The 21081-nt window shown below is 55.8% G+C and carries 22 protein-coding genes; 9 read left to right on the top strand and 13 right to left on the bottom strand.

Translation table 11 applies throughout. The features are described from left to right. A partial coding sequence (locus tag ACETPC_RS18070) for a contractile injection system protein, VgrG/Pvc8 family (protein WP_380183738.1) occupies window positions 1–278 on the bottom strand: 278 nt, incomplete at its 3' end. Window positions 279–1081: 803 nt separating this feature from the next. Between ACETPC_RS18070 and ACETPC_RS18065 the strand changes: the two genes are divergently transcribed. From ACETPC_RS18065 to ACETPC_RS18055, 3 genes are read left to right on the top strand one after another with little or no spacing between them, the layout of a single operon-like run. Then, complete coding sequence (locus tag ACETPC_RS18065) at window positions 1082–1441, top strand: ArsC family reductase (RefSeq protein ID WP_380183736.1); 360 nt, start codon at window positions 1082–1084, stop codon at window positions 1439–1441. Window positions 1442–1443: 2 nt separating this feature from the next. After that, window positions 1444–2571: a succinyl-diaminopimelate desuccinylase gene (gene dapE / locus ACETPC_RS18060; protein ID WP_380183734.1), complete on the top strand. Its 1128-nt coding sequence runs from the start codon at window positions 1444–1446 to the stop codon at window positions 2569–2571. 9 nt (window positions 2572–2580) lie between these two features. Then, a complete protein-coding gene (locus ACETPC_RS18055) occupies window positions 2581–2769 on the top strand; it encodes a YpfN family protein (protein ID WP_380183732.1) in 189 nt (62 codons plus the stop codon). Between the two features lie 257 nt (window positions 2770–3026). On the opposite strand, the gene ACETPC_RS18050 is transcribed toward ACETPC_RS18055, so the two are convergent. From ACETPC_RS18050 to dapA, 5 genes are all read right to left on the bottom strand, one after another. Next, window positions 3027–4994, bottom strand: a complete 1968-nt coding sequence (locus ACETPC_RS18050) for a tRNA(Met) cytidine acetyltransferase TmcA (protein WP_380183756.1) — start codon at window positions 4992–4994, stop codon at window positions 3027–3029. 46 nt (window positions 4995–5040) lie between these two features. Continuing rightward, entirely contained in the window at window positions 5041–5898 is an 858-nt protein-coding gene (locus ACETPC_RS18045) for a neutral zinc metallopeptidase (RefSeq protein ID WP_380183730.1), read from the bottom strand. A 203-nt stretch (window positions 5899–6101) separates the two neighbouring features. Further along, window positions 6102–6815 (bottom strand): phosphoribosylaminoimidazolesuccinocarboxamide synthase, encoded by a 714-nt coding sequence (gene purC, locus ACETPC_RS18040; RefSeq protein WP_380183729.1) that lies wholly within the window; start codon window positions 6813–6815, stop codon window positions 6102–6104. Between the two features lie 306 nt (window positions 6816–7121). Next, window positions 7122–8153, bottom strand: coding sequence for an outer membrane protein assembly factor BamC (gene bamC / locus ACETPC_RS18035; RefSeq protein ID WP_380183727.1), 1032 nt, complete (start codon window positions 8151–8153; stop codon window positions 7122–7124). Window positions 8154–8168: 15 nt separating this feature from the next. Next, window positions 8169–9047 (bottom strand): 4-hydroxy-tetrahydrodipicolinate synthase, encoded by an 879-nt coding sequence (gene dapA, locus ACETPC_RS18030; RefSeq protein WP_380183725.1) that lies wholly within the window; start codon window positions 9045–9047, stop codon window positions 8169–8171. A gap of 158 nt (window positions 9048–9205) precedes the next feature. Between dapA and ACETPC_RS18025 the strand changes: the two genes are divergently transcribed. Both ACETPC_RS18025 and bcp read left to right on the top strand, forming a co-directional pair. Beyond that, window positions 9206–9817: a glycine cleavage system transcriptional repressor gene (locus ACETPC_RS18025; RefSeq protein WP_380183723.1), complete on the top strand. Its 612-nt coding sequence runs from the start codon at window positions 9206–9208 to the stop codon at window positions 9815–9817. After that, the gene (gene bcp / locus ACETPC_RS18020; protein ID WP_380183722.1) at window positions 9777–10244 is read left to right on the top strand and encodes a thioredoxin-dependent thiol peroxidase; all 468 of its coding nucleotides are present in this window, start codon (window positions 9777–9779) and stop codon (window positions 10242–10244) included. Before ACETPC_RS18025 ends, bcp begins: the two co-directional genes overlap by 41 nt. Before the next feature lie 55 nt (window positions 10245–10299). Here bcp and ACETPC_RS18015 read toward each other — a convergent pair whose 3' ends face one another. The 4 genes from ACETPC_RS18015 to ACETPC_RS18000 form a co-directional block, all read right to left on the bottom strand. Next, window positions 10300–10584 carry a hypothetical protein gene (locus ACETPC_RS18015; RefSeq protein WP_380183720.1) on the bottom strand — a complete coding sequence of 95 codons (285 nt, stop codon included), beginning with the start codon at window positions 10582–10584 and terminating at the stop codon, window positions 10300–10302. Window position 10585: 1 nt separating this feature from the next. Further along, window positions 10586–11191, bottom strand: coding sequence for a peptidoglycan-binding domain-containing protein (locus ACETPC_RS18010; RefSeq protein ID WP_380183718.1), 606 nt, complete (start codon window positions 11189–11191; stop codon window positions 10586–10588). Between the two features lie 277 nt (window positions 11192–11468). Then, entirely contained in the window at window positions 11469–13067 is a 1599-nt protein-coding gene (locus tag ACETPC_RS18005) for a diguanylate cyclase (protein WP_380183716.1), read from the bottom strand. Between the two features lie 230 nt (window positions 13068–13297). Then, window positions 13298–13903, bottom strand: coding sequence for a DsrE family protein (locus ACETPC_RS18000; RefSeq protein WP_380183714.1), 606 nt, complete (start codon window positions 13901–13903; stop codon window positions 13298–13300). A gap of 641 nt (window positions 13904–14544) precedes the next feature. On the opposite strand from ACETPC_RS18000, the gene ACETPC_RS17995 reads away from it, so the two are divergent. Beyond that, entirely contained in the window at window positions 14545–15999 is a 1455-nt protein-coding gene (locus ACETPC_RS17995; RefSeq protein WP_380183712.1) for a M48 family metalloprotease, read from the top strand. Window positions 16000–16006: 7 nt separating this feature from the next. Next, window positions 16007–16360 carry an arsenate reductase (glutaredoxin) gene (gene arsC / locus ACETPC_RS17990; protein WP_380183710.1) on the top strand — a complete coding sequence of 118 codons (354 nt, stop codon included), beginning with the start codon at window positions 16007–16009 and terminating at the stop codon, window positions 16358–16360. Here arsC and hda read toward each other — a convergent pair. From hda to upp, 3 genes are all read right to left on the bottom strand, one after another. After that, entirely contained in the window at window positions 16357–17058 is a 702-nt protein-coding gene (gene hda / locus ACETPC_RS17985) for a DnaA inactivator Hda (protein WP_380183754.1), read from the bottom strand. The genes arsC and hda overlap by 4 nt on opposite strands. A gap of 92 nt (window positions 17059–17150) precedes the next feature. After that, a complete protein-coding gene (gene uraA / locus ACETPC_RS17980) occupies window positions 17151–18428 on the bottom strand; it encodes a uracil permease (protein ID WP_380183708.1) in 1278 nt (425 codons plus the stop codon). A gap of 64 nt (window positions 18429–18492) precedes the next feature. Next, window positions 18493–19119 carry a uracil phosphoribosyltransferase gene (gene upp / locus ACETPC_RS17975; protein WP_380183706.1) on the bottom strand — a complete coding sequence of 209 codons (627 nt, stop codon included), beginning with the start codon at window positions 19117–19119 and terminating at the stop codon, window positions 18493–18495. A 238-nt stretch (window positions 19120–19357) separates the two neighbouring features. Between upp and purM the strand changes: the two genes are divergently transcribed. Both purM and purN read left to right on the top strand, forming a co-directional pair. Then, the gene (gene purM, locus ACETPC_RS17970; RefSeq protein ID WP_380183704.1) at window positions 19358–20398 is read left to right on the top strand and encodes a phosphoribosylformylglycinamidine cyclo-ligase; all 1041 of its coding nucleotides are present in this window, start codon (window positions 19358–19360) and stop codon (window positions 20396–20398) included. Further along, entirely contained in the window at window positions 20395–21033 is a 639-nt protein-coding gene (gene purN, locus ACETPC_RS17965) for a phosphoribosylglycinamide formyltransferase (protein ID WP_380183702.1), read from the top strand. The genes purM and purN overlap by 4 nt, the downstream gene beginning before the upstream one ends. Window positions 21034–21081: the final 48 nt, after the last annotated feature.

The raw sequence follows: 21081 nt of genomic DNA, 5'->3' as shown, positions 1-21081 counted from the left end.
ATGGTCAGGCTGTACACCGCGTAGCGCGTGCCGTTCAGCTCGCGGCTGCCGACGCCCACGCGGGTGATTTTGCCGTTAAGGTAGCGCGTGGCCATCAGGCCCTGCGTCGGGATGCAGACGGTGACCGGCTGGCCCAGCAGCGATTTACGGTCGACGCGCGCGCTGGTGCCGAGCAGCTCCAGCGTCAGCTCAAAGGATTCAGAGAGGCTTTCCCGGCCGCTGAGCTTCCAGAACAGCAGGCCTTCGACCGGCAGAAGAACGGTGATACGATCAAACATAGTGGGTTCCCGGACTGATTAGGGTTAACTTTGCGGAGTGAGCCGTTACGTATTTGGCGGGAATACGCAAAAGCGGCGTAATGCAGCGGTCAAATAATCACCAAAGCCTTTTTCACCCGGCAAGGCATTATATATAAAAAAAAGCTAATTTCATTATCGAATAGTCTTAAACAGGGAATTTGCTGGCGAAGAAAATTATATGTCATACTTTTTTTGGTTAGCTGATTTAGTATTACGTAGAAAATTTAATCGAGAAATTATTAATATTTTTCACTCCGTACCGCCCTGAGGCCAGCCGAATATTTTCTCTGTCAGGCAATATTTGCCTTTGCGCGGATTAAGCTTGTTATCTAATAATGTTACGGTTTTACCAGCCTTACCGCCCAGCGCCGCTGGCATAAAATGTGATAAGTCCGAAGCAACAGACGCAGAGGCCGGGCCGATATATTTAATCCTCAATGCAGCAGCGATTTTGGCGGACTGAATCAATGGTTTTTGCCATCACAAAAGATTGCTCTCTGTAATAAAGCCGTGACTAATGTCTGTTGGTGAATGACTCCCTTTATTAATAAGACGCAGCGGCTCGCACCTCAGCTAATATAGTGCGTATAGTTGTTGACGACTGCGAGCACGAAAATTATGCCGAAATCTCTGTCGCGACAGCCAATTTCCAGCTATCAACCGACGGTGCTTCATTGTTACAATCCCATTTTGATTACGCTTTTGCCGCCTTGCCAGGGGGTCAGCGGCCTGAAGGCCCACGCGGCAAAAATTTTAGCCTGTTTACCAGTAGCGGAATAACTATGTATCAGCTCTACGGCATCAAAAATTGCGACACCGTAAAAAAAGCGCGGAAGTATTTAGAAGCGAACGGTGTGGCTTACCAGTTTCATGATTATCGCGTGGACGGGCTGGACGCGGCCATGCTGCAGCGTTTTACCGATACGCTGGGCTGGGAGGCGCTGTTGAACACGCGCGGCACCACCTGGCGCAAGCTGGATGAAGAGACGCGCGGCGCGGTTAATAACGCAGCGGCGGCGCAGCAGCTTATGCTGGCGCAACCGGCGATCATTAAACGGCCATTGCTCTGCCGGGCCGACGGCTCTATGCTGCTGGGCTTTAATGAAGCCAACTATTCATCTTTTATCGTGGAGAAGTCCTGATTATGTTTTGTCCGGTCATTGAGCTGACGCAGCAGCTTATTCGTCGCCCTTCCCTCAGCCCGGACGATGCGGGTTGCCAGGCTATCATGATCGAGCGCCTGCAGGCGCTGGGCTTTACCGTTGAACGGATGAATATCGGCGATACGCAGAATTTCTGGGCGTGGCGCGGCGAAGGCGAAACCCTGGCCTTTGCGGGCCATACCGATGTGGTGCCGGCGGGCGATGCCAACCGCTGGATCAATCCGCCGTTTGAACCCACTATCCGCGACGGCATGCTGTTTGGCCGCGGCGCAGCGGATATGAAAGGCTCGCTGGCGGCGATGCTGGTGGCCGCCGAGCGGTTTGTCGCCAGCCATCCGCAGCATAAAGGCCGTCTGGCTTTTTTGATTACCTCCGATGAAGAAGCCAGCGCCGTTAACGGTACGGTCAAAGTTGTCGAGGCGCTGATGGCGCGCAACGAGCGGCTGGATTACTGCCTGGTCGGTGAGCCTTCCAGCACAGAGATTGTGGGCGACGTAGTGAAAAACGGCCGCCGCGGTTCGATGACCGCCAATCTGACGATCCACGGCGTACAGGGGCACGTAGCCTATCCGCATCTTGCCGATAATCCCGTGCATCGCGCGCTGCCTGCGCTGGCTGAGCTGGCGGCTACGGAATGGGATAAAGGCAACGAGTTTTTCCCGCCGACCAGTATGCAGATTGCCAACGTGCAGGCCGGTACCGGCAGCAATAATGTGATCCCCGGCGAGTTTTTCGTGCAGTTTAACTTCCGCTTCAGTACGGAACTGACCGATGCGATGATCAAACAGCGCGTGCAGGAGCTGCTGGATCGCCATCAGCTGCGCTATACGCTCGACTGGGTTGTTTCCGGCCAGCCTTTTTTAACTTCTACCGGCAAGCTGGTTGAGGCGGTGGTTAACGCGGTTGAGCACTATAATGAGATTAAGCCGCAGCTGTTGACCACCGGCGGCACTTCCGACGGCCGCTTTATCGCCCGTATGGGCGCGCAGGTGGTGGAGCTCGGGCCGGTCAACGCCACCATTCATAAAATAAATGAGTGCGTTAAGGCCGCCGATCTGCAGCTGCTGAGCCGCATGTACCAGCGCATTATGGAACAGTTAATAGCGTAAGGATTAAGTATGGAATGGCTAAAAGAGTATTGGTGGTTGATCGGGATCGTGCTGATGGTAGGCATTCTGATGAATGTTTATAAAGATCTTAAGCGCATCGACCATAAAAAATATATGGATAACCGGCCGGAACTGCCACCGCATCGTGACTTTAACGATAAGTGGGACGACGAGGACGACTGGCCGAAAAAGAAATAATCGCAGGGGCTTCGGCCCCTGTAAGGTTGATGACAAACCTGAACCGTTCATCAGAGTTGCCTCTTTTTACAGCAATGCTGCAGCTTGATAGCGGCAGAGGCTGAGCGGATAAGTGGACCGTTTGGCGCATGGACGCGCCAACCGAGCCATCAGGGACGATTTCACGGCGTGTCCATGTTCCGCTCTGCCTCTGCTGCTCTGTCACAAATTTAAACGCGACCTGGGGTTTGTCATCAATCTTCCTGTTTTTATTGTTTTTAGCCAGCCGCTGGTGGCAGCGCCGCTATCGCAAGCCGCCAGGCTTCCGCCCATTCGCTATCCAGCGTTATTAGCGCCCGCTCCGCTTCCTGCCGCCAGGCGTTCAGCAAGGCTTTACGGCCCGACAAACCCGATAGCTTTACCAGCTCCGCAGGTGTGAGCTTCTCCACCAAAGCGCCCTGCAATAAAGGCAGCGGCTGCGAGGTTTCTTCAGTTAGCCTGCCCAGCGCGCCAAGGCTCGCCTCGAACGAGCGCTGCGCCCAGGCGAAGCCCGCCAAATCGCGCCAGTCATCCTCATCCAGGCTGGTTGCCATAGCGGAAAAATCCAGCTCAACGCCCTGAAGTGAAGGCCGCAGCCAGCGCCAGTCTCGTGCCAGACGGCTATGCGCTTTTTCCACCAGCGCTTTTGCCTGCTCGCTCAGCGGTAAAATCGCCATTGCGGTATAGCAGCCGCTGCTTGCCTCTGGCCGGGTGCCGAAGCGCACCAGACGAAAGCCGCACGCCTGCCAGAAACGCCACAGCTCGGGCGTATAGCCAAAGCTGACCGAGAAGAAATCTAACGCCTGCGCCTGGCTAACGCTTTGCTGTACCATCCGGCTGCCGATACCCTGCCGCCGCAGCGCGGGCATCATAGCGATACGGCTGATACGGCGAGAGCGCATCTGCGCCGCCTGCGGCCAGTTGCCGTGCGCGGCCAGCGACTGCGCCACCAGATTGCCCGGCGGACGACGCCAGCCAGCCCAGACCGCCTGCGCCAGCGCTGGCGTTAAGCCACCTTCTTCCACCAGCCAGAGCGCGCCCGTTACTTTATCCGCCTGCACGGCGGCGCTGAAGCGCATACCCGGCGCATCCATCATTCGCCTTAAGTCCAGCGGCGAGGTGCGGTAGTGCGCGCTGGCTAACAGGCGATAAACGTCCTCCAGCCTTTGCGGTTCGGTACGCCACTCCGCCTGCTGTGGGAAGCAGAAGCGGATTGGCGCGCTATCCGTCTGCGGCTCGGCCTCGCTGAACAGCAGCGCCCGATCGATAAATTGCTCCAGCGGATCGCCTGCCGCCCAGCGCAAAGGCCGATCCAGGCTATAGAGTTTCGCTTCCGGCAGGCTGGCGCAAAACTTCAGCATAAAGCCGCGTCCGGTGCCTTCATAGCCCTGTAGCGTAGTGGTCAACAATGTACGGGGATAGAGTTTGACCAGCTTCTCCAGCATCGGCGCGGGAATGGCGGCCGCTTCGTCAATCAGCAGCCAGTCGATATCCGCCGGACGCTCCTGTGGCGCGAGCGCCAGCAGTCTGTCCGGCGCGATAAACTCGAAGGCTTCACCTGCGAATTTTGCCAGTACGTCCGTGGCGACTTTTGCCGGTGCGGCAATCAGGCATCGTCCCGGCCAGCGGGCAGCGAGCGAACCGGCGAGTGCGGATTTGCCACGCCCGCGCGGCGCGGTAACGACATGAATGCCCGGCTCGGCAGCCAGTAGCTTCGCCAGTAGCGCCTGCTGCTGACCAGCGTTGTCGGGTTGCCACTCCGGCGCAGCGGGCGGCGTGGGCAGAACAGGCGCATGGTGCTGGCAGAATCGCGCAGCCTGAGGATCGTCCAGCAGAAGCTGCTGCAACCGGGAGATAAAATTAGGCGCGGCGATGGGCATTGCGGTGTCGCCCCAGCGCGGCGAGTCGCTGTCGGGCCGCGTCGGCCAGCTGGCCCACTCCGGTGCCAGTATCAGCAGCCAGCTTCCCGCCTGGAGCGTACCGGCCAGCACCGCCAGCGCCTCGGCGTTGAAGCCTTGTCTTGCATCAAAAACGGCATGCAGGAATTCCTGGCCCAGCAGCGTCCGTGCAGCCTGCGGCGCGCAGTGCAGCGGGCTTTGCGGCGCATCGCCCAGCCATAACCAGTCGCCGGGCAGCAGCGACATCCACTGCTGCGCCTGCTGCTGGCACCACTCTGCCTCGCCGCTAATGACCATCAGGCGCCGCATGCCCTGCGCCTGAAGCCGTTCCGTTTGCGCAACTATGTCGCTTAGATTAGCCACCGAAGGTGTCGCACTGGCCAGGGTTGCCGCTGTCAAAGCCTTTCTTAAACCAGGTGTAACGCTGCTGGGAGGTGCCGTGAGTAAAGCTATCCGGCACTACTCTGCCCTGGCTTTGCTGCTGCAGGCGATCGTCGCCGATCGCTTCGGCGGCGTTCAGCGCCTCCTGCAAATCGCCCGGCTCCAGCACGTTTTCCTGCTGCATATAGTGTCCCCAGACTCCGGCAAAGCAGTCCGCCTGCAATTCCAGCTTAACGGAGAGCTGGTTAGCCTGTTTCTGGTTGCCCTGCTGCTGAAGCTGGCGCACTTTTGGCTCAATGCCCAACAGGCGCTGTACATGGTGGCCGACCTCGTGCGCTACCACGTAGCCCTGCGCAAAGTCGCCATCCGCGCCCAGCTTGTTTTTCATCTCGTCATAGAAAGAGAGATCGATATAAACGGTGCTGTCGGTCGGGCAATAAAAAGGCCCCATCACGGACTGGCCGGTGCCGCAGCCGGTGCGGGTTGAGCCGCGATACATCACCAGCTTGGGCGCAGTGTAGGTTTTACCCATTTTCTGGAAGATTTTTTGCCAGGTATCTTCGGTGGTTGCCAGCATTACCGAAGTGAATTTTGCCGCCTCGTCCTGCTGCGGCGTGCTGCGCTGCTGCTGCTGAGAAGAAAGCGAACTCGATTCGCCAGTCAGCAACGGCGTCAGGTCATAGCCGTAGTAACCCGCAATCATCACAATAATCAGCAGAATAATGCCGCCCTTGCCGCGAGGGATGCGCATTCGTCCCGCGCCCATTGAATTACCGGCTTCATTACGGCGATCTTCCACGTTATCGCTCTCACGGCGCCCTTGCCAACGCATAAATTACCTCGGGTTTTGAACTGATTGACTGATTTTAGTCGGGCGAATGCGCTAACACCAGTACGGCGAGGGCTGGCAGGCAGAACTCGGAACAAAGGAAAGGATAACTGCGGGAAAAAGAGCCGGTTTGGCAAGGAAGGCTGCGACGATAGCCGCAGCCTGAGGCTGCTGACAAAATTCAGGCTTTGTCAGCAGCCGGGATATTAGTCCAGTTTTACGCCAAGCCGGTTAGCGACTTCTTCGTAAGCCTCGATCAGGCCGCCGAGGCTCTGGCGGTAACGGTCTTTATCCATTTTGTTCAGCGTTTCTTTATCCCACAGGCGCGCGCCGTCCGGCGAGAACTCGTCGCCCAGCGTGACTTCGCCGTGGAACAGGCCGAATTCCAGCTTGAAGTCTACCAGGATCAGGCCCGCGTCGGAGAAAAGCTTGCTCAGCACGTCGTTGGCTTTGTAGGTCAGCTCGCGCATACGCGCCAGATTCTCTTTGCTTACCCAGCCGAAAGTTTCGCAATAGGATTCGTTGACCATAGGATCATGGCGCGCATCGTCTTTCAGAAACAGGTCGAACAGCGGCGGATTAAGGATCATGCCCTCTTCCACGCCCAGACGTTTTACCAGCGAGCCTGCCGCGCGGTTGCGCACTACGCACTCTACCGGCACCATATCCAGCTTTTTCACCAGCGCTTCATTGTCGGACAGCAGCGCTTCCATCTGGGTAGGGATGCCCGCCTCCGCCAGCTTGCTCATAATGAAATGGTTAAACTTGTTGTTAATCATTCCCTTGCGGTCAAACTGTTCGATGCGCTCACCGTCCAGTGCTGATGTATCATTACGGAATTCGAGTACCAACAGATCCGGGTTTTCGGTGCTGTAAACGGTTTTCGCTTTGCCGCGATACAACTCAGCTTGCTTTTTCATCTCTTTACTCCAAACGTGAAATCCCCTGCGGCGAAAACGCCCGGGTATGAACTGTTGCGTCTATTGTATGATCGGACGCGAAAAAACCGAAGCAATCGATTACGCAGCGACAAAGAAAAAAGGCCGACGCGCGTCGGCCCTTTGATAATAAAGTATCCAGGTCCTGGCTCAGGAGGGCCTGTGTCTTCCGCAAAGACGCAAAAAACACCGTCCGTGGTAGCTCAGTACGGGCCGTCCATGGCCCGTAGTGCTCCACAGGCCCTCCATCGCTTCAGGTTTGTCAGCGGTCGCGCGTCGGCCCTTTGCTTATTTGCTGAATGCCGCCTGAAGCACGGCCACCAGCGCATCGTTCTGCGACTGGGTCAGCGCATGACCTTTTGGATCGAGGAACTGCAGGCTGCTGCGGTTATCCAGGTCGCCGACCTGCAGCTTGTAGTTGCCGTTGGTCAGCTCTGGATCCTTCGCGCCCAGCTCGTCCCAGGTTTCGCTGGACGGGGCTTTATAGGTCACGCTCAGGCTGCCCTGCGGACGGTTCTGATCGGTGATCTTCATGCCTACGCGCTCCAGCGCGGCCGGCAGACGCTCCCAGACCAGGTTGAACGGTGCGCGAACGATCAGGTTTGGCAGGCCAGTGTCATCTGCGCCGCTCTGCACGTTGATCTGTGCAGTGCTGCCTTTGGCCGCCGCGTCTTCACGCGTGGTTTCGATTTTATCCAGGCCCGTGCTCAGCTCGTTAAGCATCTGCGCGGTGTAGCGCTGCATCTGCACGGGAGAAGTCACGGCTTTGCCTTCCTGCTCCAGCTCCAGCAGCTTCACGCTCAGCGCCTGCTGATAGCCCTGCTGCTGCACGGCGATCTGGTAGCGGCCGCGATACTGGTGATCTTCATCGGCGCGGTTCCACTGCACCCAGTCAGTGGTCAGCGTCTGGCTGCCATCGGTGCGGCTGGCGATTGGATAGTTGCGCGCCTGCACTACAGCTACCACCTGCGGCCACAGCGCGCCGCTGGCGTTATCCAGCATCAGCACGCCGGAGTTACCGGCAAACTGCGTGCGGGTGCCGTTCATCAGCGCCAGCGGCTGGGCCGGTGGACGAATATCCAGCTGCTTGCCGACGGCGCCGTTGCCGCTGGCGGCAGGGATATCGAAGTCGCCGTTTTGCAGCGGCAGGATCATGCCTGACGGTGCATGCAGCTCATTGATATCCGCAGCCTTGAGGTAAGATTCGTCGCCGCTGACCTGGCGCTTGTAGCGCTGATCGCTTGAACATGCCGCCAGCAACATCACCAGCGACACACCAACCACTTTCGCGATTGCCGACTTTTGTACTGAATAAGCCATTACTTCTCCCTAAATTTACAGCAGGCCTGCGTCGTGCAGTGCCTGCTCAACAACCGGACGACCGGCTTCGGTCATCGGCGTCATGGGTAGACGCAGCGTATCGGTTGCAATTAATCCTAATTTTTTAGCCGCCCATTTTACCGGGACAGGATTAGGCTCAATAAATAGCTTCTGATGCAGCGGCATCAGGCGCTGGTTAAGGCGGCGCGCTTCACGGAAGTTACCCTGCTGCGCCAGCGCGCAGAGGTCCGCCATTTCACGCGCGGCGATGTTGGCCGTCACCGAGATAACGCCTTTGCCGCCCAGCTGCATAAAGTCGAGGGCAGAAAGATCGTCGCCGCTGACCAGCACGAAATCATCATCGACCAGCTCTTGGATCTGGCTAACCCGCGATAAGTTCCCGGTCGCCTCTTTGATTCCGATAATATTTTTGATCTTCGCCAGACGGCCTACGGTTTCCGGCAGCATATCGCAGCCGGTACGCGACGGCACATTGTAGAGCATTTGCGGCAGATCGGTACTTTCGGCGATGGCTTTAAAGTGCTGATAGAGCCCTTCCTGCGTCGGACGGTTGTAGTAAGGCGTCACGGTCAGGCAGCCAACCACGCCGCTGGTTTCAAAACGGCGGGTCAGCGCGATGCCTTCCGCCGTAGCGTTGGCGCCGGTGCCGGCGATAACGGGAATGCGGCCATCGGCCAGTTCCAGCGTCATCATCACCACATCGCCGTGTTCGTCGTGGCTTAATGTTGCCGATTCGCCGGTGGTTCCTACGGAGACAATTGCCGCTGTTCCGCTGGCAACATGATAATCAATCAGTTTTTTCAGACTTGCACGACAGACAGACCCTTTGTCATCCATCGGCGTAACGAGCGCAACTATACTTCCCGTAAACATTAGCCATCCCCTCCACAAACAAGTGCCTCATGGTACGTTTGTCCGTCCAACAAAAGCAAGCGGGCAAGCCCGCCAGGCCCCTTGGCACGGGGTATTTTTTATGTTTACCTAAGAGTTATCACAATTGCTAATCATCGAGACGTACAGGAAGCATTATTTTGCCGCAGTCAGAGCAACATCACCTGGTTATTACCGCCGTGGGCGTCGATCGGCCTGGGATTGTTAATACCATTACCCGCCACGTCAGCAGCTGCGACTGCAATATTGAAGATAGCCGCCTGGCGATGCTGGGCGACGAGTTCACTTTTATCATGCTGCTTTCCGGAAGCTGGAACGCCATTGCCCTGATTGAATCGACGCTGCCGCTGAAAGGCGCGGAGCTGGAGCTGCTGATCGTGATGAAGCGCACGACCTTCCGCGAAAGGCCGCCAATGCCGGCTACCGTGTGGGTACAGGTCGAAGTTGCGGACTCGGCGCATATAATCGAACGCTTTACCGATCTCTTTGATTCGCATCAGATGAATATTGCTGAACTGGTCTCGCGCACCCGTCCTGCGGCAGAAAATCAGCCGCCTTTGCTCTATATTCAAATTACCGCTCACAGTCCTGCCAGCCAGGATGCCGCAATTATTGAGCAGGCGTTTAATAGCCTCTGTACAGAGCTAAAGGCGCAAGGCACTATTAGCGTCGTCCAGTATCCACAGCATGATGAAAAAACGGAGAGTAGTGATGAATCCACTGAAAGCCGGCGATCTCGCACCAGCCTTTAGCCTGCCTGACCAGGACGGCGAGCAGGTCAGCCTGACCGACTTCCAGGGACAGCGCGTTCTGGTTTATTTCTACCCGAAAGCGATGACGCCAGGTTGTACCGTACAGGCGTGCGGTCTGCGTGACAGCATGGATGAGCTGAAAAAAGCAGGAGTCGAGGTATTAGGCATCAGCACCGACAAGCCGGAAAAACTGTCGCGCTTTGTCGAGAAAGAGCTGCTGAACTTTACCCTGCTTTCCGATGAGAACCACGAGGTGTGCGAACAGTTCGGCATCTGGGGCGAGAAAACCTTTATGGGGAAAACCTATGACGGCATTCATCGCATCAGTTTTCTGATTGGTGCCGACGGCAAAGTTGAGAAGGTGTTTGATGATTTCAAGACCAGCAACCACCACGATATCGTGATGGACTACCTGAAATCGGCTTGAGTTTTTTCTGGTGAAAGGGCTGGATTAGGCTAATCCGCCCTTATTTAATCAGCCTTTAAAACTCGTAGTCCGCCAGCCGCTCTTCGACCTGCTGGTTTCCCTTATATTTTATCTGCAGCGCCTCTTTTTCTTCTTTTGCCTTACCGCAGGCCAGCTCGATGGCTTTTTCGACTTCTTTTTGTCTTGCCGCGGAAAGATCGCTATCCCACTCGCCCGCAAAATGCTGGCATTCTTCTGCGTTATTAATAAAAGCGCTGACGTCTGGCGGAAGCGGTTCTGTGGCAAAGCACGCCGCTGCGCTACACAGAGAGAGACATAAAGCTAAAAATAGTTTTTTCATTTTACCTTCCATCATCTGACCAGTGCGGTTTATCTTTCGCGCCGCCATGGTATTTTATTACGCCATAGGTTTTTCCAACCTGGTGAAGTTCCTTATTCATACCGTCTTTGGGAGAAGTTTTAATAGTGACTTTCTTTTTATCTTTGTCTGCTACCGTCAGTACGCCAGCCCAGCTGATATTCATATCAATGGCTCTTCCTTCGGTATGACGGCTGTTTAAGGCGGGCGCCACTTTTAGATTTTGCATACCGTAAGCTGATACCATTTCCGAAGCGGCTTTGACACTTTCTTTTGCATCTGAGTGAACCCATTCGATATCAACGTTGCTGTGCGCCGGGACATCTTCCGGCGATACGCGCTGATGGTGGATCATCCATGCCCAGTGCATAAGATATGCCCGTTCAGGCGGCCTTAACGTCGCGTTTATCTTCACCTGGGCGCCAGCTTCTTCCAGCGCTGAAATAAAGCTTTTCACGCCCAGTCTGAATTCTGCCTTAAGGGAACTGATATCGTTTTTTCCCTTAAATTTTGCCACCCATTCCTTTCCACTTAGCACGGCCATAAAAATTCCTTTTAGGGTATAAAGTGTGCAAAGCAGTATAGGCATATTCAAATCCAGATCAAATCTGGTTATGTTTTAAATTTAACATTTACCGGTGTTTTACGTAATTAATAAACATACTTGTTGTTAATAAAATTCAGCCCGGCTATTTCAATGTGAAGGCGGTCGGACAAGCTAGCGCCAGTGAAGGCGCAATTCAGGTTCCAGGAGAGATTGCCATTATTAATGGCGGTAACTCTGCCAACGTTGTTAATAAAAAGCTGTGATTTAAGAAAAAAGGTCGGGGGATCGGCTGAAAAAGCGCGCTTGCGCGCGCCAGGGATTAGCCATGCTGGCGATAGAGCTCCTGCGCCGTTTCCTCCCACTGCTGGCTGACTACCACGCGGTTGCGACCAGCATGCTTGGCGCGGTAGAGCGCGTCGTCCGCCTGCTTGAAGATGCGTTCCAGCGGGGTTTCGTCGGCGTCCCATAGCGCCACGCCAATCGAAAGCGTAATGCGGCCAACTGGCGCCAGCTCCAGCTGTTCGATTTTTCTGCGCACGCGCTCGGCAATAACGGCCGCCATCTCACGATCCGCGCCGGGCAGGATCATCAAAAACTCTTCGCCGCCGTTTCTGCACACGACGTCCGTTTGCCGGGATCCTTTCCCCAACTGCTGCGCCACGCTTTTAATAACGTTGTCGCCGACATCGTGGCCCCAGCTGTCGTTAACGCGCTTGAAGTGGTCGATATCCAGCGCCAGCACGGCGAAAGGCTGGCGCGTGGCGAGGAAATATTCCAGTACGGCATTCAGACCGCGACGGTTCAGCAGCGAAGTCATGGGATCGGTCTGCACCTCAAACTTCAGGCGGCCGATTTTGTCCTGCAGCAGGCCCAGGCCAGTCAGCATTGCCCGCTTAACCTGCGCCGCTTCGTAATACCAGGAGCGGATAGCGCCAATCGCTGTAGAAACGCCAGGCTCATCCAGCTGGCTGGCGTTGTCCGCCAGTTGTCCCAAAGGGCGAGCGATTAGCCAGGCAAACAGCCAGGCCAATGCCAGCGTCAGCAGGGCCAGAGGAACGGCGCGTTTAACCACTTGCAGCATTAAGCTGGTTAGCGGCGTTAGCGTGGTCGGCGTCGGCTTCATCGCTACGATTGTCCAGCCGGGCGTGGCTACCGTCGCGTAGCCAGCCAGCATAGGGTCGCCGTTTTTCTTCAAAACCTGCTGATAGCCGTTATCCTGCTTTAGTTTTTCGCTAATCAGCGGCGCAATTTTCTGCCCAATCAGCGCTTTGTTTTTGTGATACAGCACGCGGTTGCCGCTGTCCACCACATAGAGCGAAGAGCCGTCACGGTAGAACTGTTCGCCCAGTAATTCGTTAAGGATGCTTTTCTTTTTCAGGTAGATAGTACCGCCGACAAACCCAAGGTAGGTACCGGTGGGCGACCAAATCGGATAAGAGACAAAGACCATCAGATTATTAGCCACGGATAAAGAAGGCTGGCTAACCAGCGGCTTGCGCTCCACCAGTGCCTGGTGAGTGGCGGGCGTGGTGAGATGGACGCCTTTCAGCATCAGCGAATCCGGGGAAATCGCTTTCACCCAGCCGTTGGCATCCACTATGACCGCCGAGTTAAAGCTGCTGGTCTGCTCGCGCAGGCGCATAACCTCACTCTGCATCAGCGCCTCGCTGTTGCCGCCCTGCCCCAGGGTTTTGGCGCTGAAAGCCAGTTGCGACTCCGCCAGCTGAAAAAACATTTCAGTGGTTGAGGCGAGTTTGGTCGCATACACCCGGTTGGACTCCAGGGTATTTTCGATTAGCACTTCCCGCTGTACCTGCCAGGTAGCGTATAGCGAGTTGACCAGCGTGATCGCAATGCTGGCGAAGGCCAACAGCATGATCAGCGTGCGTAAATCCAGCTTCAGACGAGGAAGCCTCATGGAGTGACCTCGAGGAAACATTTCATAGATGTCGCTTCTTGTTTTAGTTTACTTTGTAACGCGTCATGCCCTGGTGAAGCATGCAGTAATACAATGGATATCGTCAGTGTTAGGAATAATCTTAGCGATTTTAACTCAATTTTTTGTAAGGGAAGCGTTAACGTTGGCGGATCTGCGATAAAGCGAAGAGAAAGGACGTCCCACGCCGCAAGCGGAGCGAGACGAAGGCATTACATAGCGAGGAAGGCGTAGCCCTGGTTTTCCAGCGTGGCAACGGTAGTTGGGCTGGAGAGTGCGTGAGTCACCGACTGGTCAATCCAGTCGTGTTGGAAATGGTGGAAAGCCACCGACTGATCGCAAACAGAGATATCCACGCCTTTAGCGCGCAGTTGCTGGATTAGCTTCAGGTTCGGATTATCGATACCAAAAGCTTTTTTATATTGCTCGTTGTTCAACATGGCTGGCGTGCCGTCACCGGTAACCGATACCACGAATTTAAGCTGTTCCTGAGGCACGCCGGAAGCGATATATAGATTAACGACGCGAGCCACGCGTTCCAGACCAAGGTTCGGCTCCTGAGGGCTGTTTTCCGCTTTGGTAATCTGAAAAACGACTTTATTACTTTCGCCGACGGTCGGCTTATAGGCCGCATCCGTTTCATAATGGATTTTGCCATAGCCGTCGATGGCGGGCGTGGCCCAAAAGCCCTCGGGATCTTTTTCCTGGCTGCCAAAGTGCTGGCTGATTTTTTCTGCAATTGTGGGCGCGGCTGAAAAACTCGCGCCAACAAAGCCGGCAACAACGGCCACTAAGACGTAGGACACAACAGGACGCATAGGATGCTCTCCAGGAAGCATTAATAATCGGAAAAGGCGAGTAAAAGAAGCGGCTGCTTTAGCCGCGAATTTCTGCATAACAGAGTGAATAAGTTAACCCGTTCTGTAAATAAGCCGTTATCCGTTTTTATAATTGCGGCGCTACCAGCTGATATTATTCCCTCAGGCAAAGTGAATAATTTAATTTTTTTCTTTATCTGAATAAGGCCGGGCAATAAAAAGCAATTCAGATAAAAAAGAATGCAGAAGGCAGGTTTTATACAGTATTTATCAAGAATCAACGAAATGACTATGATAAATAGTGGAACTTAATTATTAAGTAAATCAGCAAAGAGGTTAAGCCAGAGAATGATTCTGCCCTCGCTTCAGGAAGGCAATTGCGGCCATTTTTAGGAGTATACTTAAACAAATTCCGTGCCAGAATCAATTTTTCTGAACAAATTTACCTGAATTTACTCAGTGGCGACGTTGGGGCGTTAGCTGCCGCTGCGCCTGCGGTCAATTTTTTTCACCCGTTATTGCGGGTTACACTTATTCACCGCCGCGATCGTTTCCTTCCTTACCGCCTCTGGTTAAGATAGCCGCAGCGGTCCGTCGTCACCGTCGGGCAAATGAGGACATCATCAGAACAGGATTTTTGCATGATTAACCGACTGAAAAAGTGCGTGCTGGCCTCGCTGGTGCTGCTGCCGACAGCGGTCGCGCTGCCCGCCAGAGCAGACATTAGCGACAATTTGCCGGATATCGGCACCACGGCGGGCAATACGCTTTCCGTTAATCAGGAGCTGGCGATGGGCGACTTTTACGTGCGCCAGCTACGCGCCAGCGCGCCGCTGATCAACGATCCGCTGCTTAACGATTATATTAATCAGCTTGGGCAGCGGCTGGTGGCGCACGCCTGGTCGGTGAAAACGCCGTTCCACTTCTTTCTGGTCAGTAATGATGAGCTGAACGCCTTTGCTTTTTTCGGCGGCAATGTGGTGCTGCATTCCGCGCTGTTCCGCTATACCGAGAACGAGAGCCAGCTGGCTTCCGTGCTGGCGCATGAAATTTCTCACGTTACGCAACGCCATCTGGCGCGTGCTATGGAAGAGCAGCAGCGTAATGCGCCGCTGACCTGGGTCGGCGCGCTGGGTTCTATCCTGCTGGCAATGGCGAATCCGCAGGCCGGTATGGCGGCGCTAAGCGGCACGCTGGCTGGCGCACAGCAGGGCGTGATCAGCTTTACTCAACAGAACGAGCAGGAAGCGGATCGTATCGGCATTCAGGTGTTGCAGCGCGCGGGTTTCGATCCGCAGGCGATGCCCAACTTTCTGCAGAAGCTGGCGGATCAGTCCCGCTTCGCCTCTAAACCGCCGGAAATTTTACTGACCCACCCGCTGCCCGACAGCCGCCTTGCCGACGCGCGCAACCGCGCCAACCAGATGAAACCTGTGGTGGTGCAGTCATCGCAGGATTTTTATATGGCAAAAGTGCGCGTGCTGGGTATGTACGCTACCGGCAAAAATCAGCTCAATGATGATTTGCTGGAGGAGTTGAGCAAAGGCAACACGCGTGAGCAAACCGCCGCGCAGTATGGCAAGGCCGTACAGTTCCTACAGGCGAAAAGTTACGACAACGCCCGTAAAATTATCGCCCCGCTGCTGGCCGCTCAGCCGAACAATGTCTGGTATCTGGATATCATGACGGATATCGAAATAGGCCTGAAGCAGCCGCAGCGCGCCATCGCCCTGCTGGAAAAAGCTAAATCAGAGAGCCCGGTGGTGCAGCTTAACCTCGCTAACGCTTACGTTGAGGCGAAGCAGCCCGCCAACGCCAGCAAGATCCTTAATCGCTATACCTGGGCGCACAAAGAGGATCCCAACGGCTGGGATCTGCTGGCGCAGGCTTCTGCCGATCAGGGTTTGACGGATGAGGAAGAAGCGGCGCGGGCGGAAGGCCTGGCGCTAAACGGTCGGTTAGATCAGGCGATCCGCAGTTTAAGCAGCGCCAGCGCCGCCGTGCCGCTGGGCAGCCTCAAGCAGGCCCGCTATGATGCCCGTATCGATCAGCTGCGCTATTTACAGCAGCGTTTCCGTCAGTATGAGAAAAAGTAAGGATTTTATGTCAGCCGTACAGATCTATCACAACCCACGCTGTTCAAAGAGCCGCGAAACGCTGGCGCTGCTGCAAAGCAAAGGTATTGAGCCAGAAATCATTCTTTATCTGGATAATCCGCCGGATGCCGCCACGCTAAAAAAACTTGTTAAGCTGGCGGGTTTCAGTTCGGCGCGCGAGCTGATGCGCGTTAAAGAAGAGGCTTATCGTCTGCAAAACCTGGGCGATAAAACGTTAAGCGAAGAAGATTTGCTGGCCGCGATGGTCGCCAGTCCCAAACTGATTGAGCGCCCGATCGTGGTAGCTAAAGATAAAGCCCGGCTGGGCCGCCCGCCGGAAAAAGTGCTGGAAATCCTTTAGAGACCCAGCGCCTCTTTGACAAAGGGAATAGTTAGCTTGCGCTGGGCGCTGATCGAAGCCCGATCCAGCTTGTCCAGCGTCATAAACAGCGTGCGCATTTCCCGATCCAGCCTTTTCAGCAGAAAACGCCCTACGTCTTCGGGCAGTTCGAACCCGCGCAGCCGTGAACGCAGCTGTAAAGCCTGCAGCTTGTCTTCATCCGACAGCGGCTGCAGGCGGTAGATTTGCCCCCAGTCCAGCCGCGAAGCGAGATCCGGCAGCTTCAGGTTTAGCTGGCGCGGCGGCCGATCGCCGGTGATCAGCAGCCGGGTACGGCCCGTTTCCAGGATGCGGTTATAAAGATCGAAGATCGCCATTTCCCAGGGTTCGTCGCCAGCGATGCACTCGATATTGTCGATGCAGATCAGCGACAGCTGTTCCATACCGTCCAGCACTTCCGGGACAAACCAGGTGCGTTTATCAAGCGGCACGTAGCCTACGGCCTCGCCGCGCGCGGAAAGCTCCGCGCAGGCCGCATGCAGCAAATGGCTGCGCCCGCCGCCTTCCCGCGACCAGAAATAGAGATAGCTGCCGTGCTCCTGCTGTAGCGCGCCCTGCAGCGCGGCGATCAGCGACGGATTCTCCCCCGGCCAGAAGCTGGCGAAGGTTTCATCGTCGGGCAGATAGAGTGGCAATGAGAGCTGTGCCGGCGTGTTCAGAAGCACCTCAGTAATGGGTCGAAATCCGGCGGAAGTTTATCACAATTCTTTCAGGATTATAAAACGGGCAGCGTGGCTGCCCGTCAGGTTGGTTAATCGCGATCCTGTGGATCCAGAATGACCTCTTCCGGGCGGATCAGCGAAATCACTTTAAAGATCAGGCTCAGGGCGATGCCGACAATGGTCGCCAGCGCCATGCCTTTCAGCTCCGCCGCGCCGATATGCACCGTCGCGCCGCTAACGCCGATAATCAGGATCACCGAGGTCAGGATCAGGTTTTGCGCTTTGTTGTAATCTACTTTGGACTCGATCAGTACGCGAATACCGGATGCGCCGATTACGCCATAAAGCAGCAGCGAAACGCCGCCCATTACCGGCACCGGCACCGCCTGAATAGCCGCCGCCAGCTTGCCAACGCAGGAAAGCAGAATAGCCAGGATTGCCGCGCCGCCAATTACCCAGGTGCTGTAAACACGGGTAATCGCCATAACGCCGATGTTTTCGCCGTAGGTGGTGTTAGGCGTTGAGCCAAACAGGCCGGAGAAAACCGTCGAGATACCGTTAGCGAACATCGAACGATGCAGGCCAGGATCTTTCAGCAAATCTTTTTTCACGATATTTGCCGTGACTACCAGATGGCCGACGTGCTCCGCGATAACCACCAGCGCCGCAGGCAAAATAGTCAGCATTGCCGCCCACTCAAAGCGCGGCGTATAGAAGGTCGGCAGCGCAAACCATGGTGCCGCTTCTACCGGCGCCCAGTTCACGATGCCCATAAAATAAGAGAGCGCATAGCCGACCAGCACGCCGATCAGGATTGGGATAATCGCCAGGAAGCCGCGAAACAGCACCGAACCGAATACGGTGACCGCCAGCGTTACCATAGAGATCAGGATTGTTTTGCTATCGGCCGCCGCGCCGTTGGCTGGCAGCAGCCCGGCCATATTCGCCGCTACACCAGCCAGCTCCAGCCCGATAACCGCCACGATAGCGCCCATCGCCGCTGGCGGAAACATTACGTCCAGCCAGCCTGTACCGGCTTTTTTCACGATTAGCGCCACCAGGCAGAACAGCACGCCGCAGAGGATAAAGCCGCCCAGCGCTACTTCGTAGCCCAGCGGTAGCAGTAGTAGCACCGGCGAAATAAAGGCGAAGCTGGATCCCAGATAGGCCGGAATTTTACCTTTACAGATAAAGAGATAGAGCAGCGTGCCTATCCCGTTAAACAATAGCACCGTCGCCGGATTGATATGGAACAGGATCGGCACCAGCACCGTCGCGCCGAACATGGCGAAAAGATGCTGAAAGCTAAGTGGAATGGTTTGCAGCAGCGGCGGCCGCTCGCTTACGCCGATAGCGCGACGCGTCATGGTGAATTACCCCTTGTTTTACACAATAAAAAACCGACTCTCTGGTCGGCTTAGTTGCTGTCTGTTATTTCGTACCAAAAATCTTGTCGCCCGCGTCGCCGAGGCCCGGAATGATATAACCTTTTTCGTTCAGTCCCTGATCGATGGAGGCGGTGTAGAGCTCAACGTCCGGATGCGCTTTCTCCAGCGCCGCGATGCCTTCCGGCGCGGCTACCAGCACCAGCACTTTAATGCTGCTGCAGCCCGCTTTTTTCAGCAGATCGATAGTGGCGATCATTGAGCCGCCGGTCGCCAGCATAGGATCGACCACCAGCGCCATGCGCTCTTCAATATTGGAAACCAGCTTCTGGAAATAGGGCACCGGCTCCAGGGTTTCTTCGTCGCGGTAGACGCCCACTACGCTGATACGGGCGCTGGGAACGTGCTCCAGCACGCCTTCCATCATGCCCAGACCGGCGCGCAGGATCGGCACTACGGTAATTTTTTTACCTTTGATCTGGTCGATTTCCACCGGGCCGTTCCAGCCTTCGATGGTGACCTTTTCCGTTTCTAAATCCGAGGTGGCTTCATACGTCAGCAGGCTTCCTACTTCCGAGGCGAGTTCACGAAAGCGTTTGGTGCTTACGTCCTGCTCACGCATCAGGCCCAGTTTATGTTTGACCAGCGGGTGTTTGACTTCCACGATCTTCATTGTTGTTCTCCCGGAATGTATAACTGCAAAAAAAATCGCGGGATTATAGCGCCATTTAGCGCCCATTACCTATCACTTAATCAGACTTCTGCAAGTTGATCCCACAGGTTAAGGATTGGCTATAATTTAGCTCGGCGCAACGCCCCGCTGAGATCGGGCTCGCAAACGTTTGCCTGCGCTGTTAGAATTGCCGCGCTCAATACCAACCACCAACCGCAAACCGCGTGGGGATTTCGCAGTGACCGACAAAACCTCTCTCAGCTATAAAGACGCCGGCGTTGATATCGATGCCGGCAATGCTTTAGTCGACCGTATCAAAGGCGTAGTGAAAAAGACCCGCCGTCCGGAAGTTATGGGCGGACTGGGCGGTTTCGGCGCGCTTTGTGCGCTGCCGCAAAAATACCGCGAACCGGTTCTGGTTTCCGGTACTGACGGCGTCGGCACCAAGCTGCGTCTGGCGATGGATCTCAAACGCCACGATGCCATCGGTATCGATCTGGTGGCTATGTGCGTTAACGATCTGGTGGTACAGGGCGCCGAGCCGCTGTTCTTCCTGGACTACTATGCGACCGGCAAGCTGGATGTCGATACGGCGGCCAGCGTGATTACCGGCATCGCGGAAGGCTGCTCGCAGTCCGGCTGTGCGCTGGTAGGCGGCGAAACCGCTGAAATGCCGGGCATGTATCACGGCGAAGATTACGACGTGGCGGGTTTCTGCGTCGGCGTGGTGGAAAAGTCAGAGATTATCGACGGCAGCAAGGTGAAAGACGGCGATGTGCTGATCGCGCTGGGATCCAGCGGCCCGCACTCTAACGGCTACTCGCTGGTACGTAAAATTCTGGAGTTCAGCAACACCAATCCGGAAACCACGCAGCTGGAAGGCAAGCCGCTGGCCGATCATCTGCTGGAGCCAACCCGTATTTACGTGAAAAATATCCTTAGCCTGATTGAGCAGGTTGACGTGCACGCCATCGCGCACCTGACCGGCGGCGGCTTCTGGGAAAATATTCCGCGCGTGCTGCCGGATAATACTCAGGCAGTGCTGGAAGAGTCGAGCTGGCAGTGGCCTGCCGTTTTCGGCTGGATGCAGGAAGCGGGCAACGTCAGCCGCTTTGAGATGTACCGCACCTTTAACTGCGGCGTCGGCATGGTGATTGCGCTGGACGCGAGCGAAGCGGATAAAGCGGTTGAGCTGATGAGCGCCGCAGGCGAAAAAGCCTGGAAGATTGGCGTGATTAAAGCTTCCGATTCCGACGAGCGCGTGGTGATCAACGCATGAAGCGCCTCGTCGTGCTGGTATCCGGCCAGGGGAGCAATCTCCAGGCCATTCTTGACGCCTGCCAGCAGGGACGAATTCACGGCAGCGTCGCTGCCGTGTTCAGCAACAAAGCCGAAGCCTATGGCCTGACGCGCGCGCGCGAAGCGGGCGTGCCTGCCCATGCTTTAGCCGCCGATCAGTTCGCCGATCGTGAAGCCTTCGACCGCCAGCTAATGCTGGAGATCGATGCCTATGCGCCCGATCTGGTGATTCTGGCTGGCTATATGCGGATCCTGAGCGCGACTTTTGTCGCGCGCTATGCGGGCCGCATGCTTAATATCCACCCTTCCCTGCTGCCGAAATATCCCGGTTTGCATACGCATCGCCAGGCAATCGAAAACGGCGACGAGGAGCACGGCACCTCCGTGCATTTCGTGACCGAAGAGCTGGACGGTGGCCCGGTGATTTTACAGGCCAAAGTGCCGGTTTTCGCTGGCGATACGGAAGAAGAAGTCACGGCGCGCGTGCAGCATCAGGAGCACGCCATCTATCCGCTGGTGGCCGGCTGGTTTGTGGATGGCCGCCTGAAAATGCAGGACGGCAGCGCCTGGCTGGATGGCGAGCGCCTGCCGCCGGAAGGCTACGCCTGGGGCTGAAGGCGTTCCCGCAAAGCATTTTTCTTTGAAGCAAAGCTCCGGGTGCTG

The organism is Pantoea sp. sgz302252, from assembly GCF_042610525.1.
Classification (GTDB): Bacteria; Pseudomonadota; Gammaproteobacteria; order Enterobacterales; family Enterobacteriaceae; genus Erwinia.
Note: the sequence above shows the minus strand (reverse complement) of the source record. Positions and strands in the feature narration are given on the sequence as shown.

Coding starts and splice junctions, on each gene's coding strand:
- ACETPC_RS18065 (WP_380183736.1), top strand. CDS start 1,082: ATGTATCAGCTCTACGGCATCAAAAATTGCGACACCGTAAAAAAAGCG.
- dapE (WP_380183734.1), top strand. CDS start 1,444: ATGTTTTGTCCGGTCATTGAGCTGACGCAGCAGCTTATTCGTCGCCCT.
- ACETPC_RS18055 (WP_380183732.1), top strand. CDS start 2,581: ATGGAATGGCTAAAAGAGTATTGGTGGTTGATCGGGATCGTGCTGATG.
- ACETPC_RS18050 (WP_380183756.1), bottom strand. CDS start 4,994: ATGCGGCGCCTGATGGTCATTAGCGGCGAGGCAGAGTGGTGCCAGCAG.
- ACETPC_RS18045 (WP_380183730.1), bottom strand. CDS start 5,898: ATGCGTTGGCAAGGGCGCCGTGAGAGCGATAACGTGGAAGATCGCCGT.
- purC (WP_380183729.1), bottom strand. CDS start 6,815: ATGAAAAAGCAAGCTGAGTTGTATCGCGGCAAAGCGAAAACCGTTTAC.
- bamC (WP_380183727.1), bottom strand. CDS start 8,153: ATGGCTTATTCAGTACAAAAGTCGGCAATCGCGAAAGTGGTTGGTGTG.
- dapA (WP_380183725.1), bottom strand. CDS start 9,047: ATGTTTACGGGAAGTATAGTTGCGCTCGTTACGCCGATGGATGACAAA.
- bcp (WP_380183722.1), top strand. CDS start 9,777: ATGAATCCACTGAAAGCCGGCGATCTCGCACCAGCCTTTAGCCTGCCT.
- ACETPC_RS18015 (WP_380183720.1), bottom strand. CDS start 10,584: ATGAAAAAACTATTTTTAGCTTTATGTCTCTCTCTGTGTAGCGCAGCG.
- ACETPC_RS18010 (WP_380183718.1), bottom strand. CDS start 11,191: ATGCCTATACTGCTTTGCACACTTTATACCCTAAAAGGAATTTTTATG.
- ACETPC_RS18005 (WP_380183716.1), bottom strand. CDS start 13,067: ATGAGGCTTCCTCGTCTGAAGCTGGATTTACGCACGCTGATCATGCTG.
- ACETPC_RS18000 (WP_380183714.1), bottom strand. CDS start 13,903: ATGCGTCCTGTTGTGTCCTACGTCTTAGTGGCCGTTGTTGCCGGCTTT.
- ACETPC_RS17995 (WP_380183712.1), top strand. CDS start 14,545: ATGATTAACCGACTGAAAAAGTGCGTGCTGGCCTCGCTGGTGCTGCTG.
- arsC (WP_380183710.1), top strand. CDS start 16,007: ATGTCAGCCGTACAGATCTATCACAACCCACGCTGTTCAAAGAGCCGC.
- uraA (WP_380183708.1), bottom strand. CDS start 18,428: ATGACGCGTCGCGCTATCGGCGTAAGCGAGCGGCCGCCGCTGCTGCAA.
- upp (WP_380183706.1), bottom strand. CDS start 19,119: ATGAAGATCGTGGAAGTCAAACACCCGCTGGTCAAACATAAACTGGGC.
- purN (WP_380183702.1), top strand. CDS start 20,395: ATGAAGCGCCTCGTCGTGCTGGTATCCGGCCAGGGGAGCAATCTCCAG.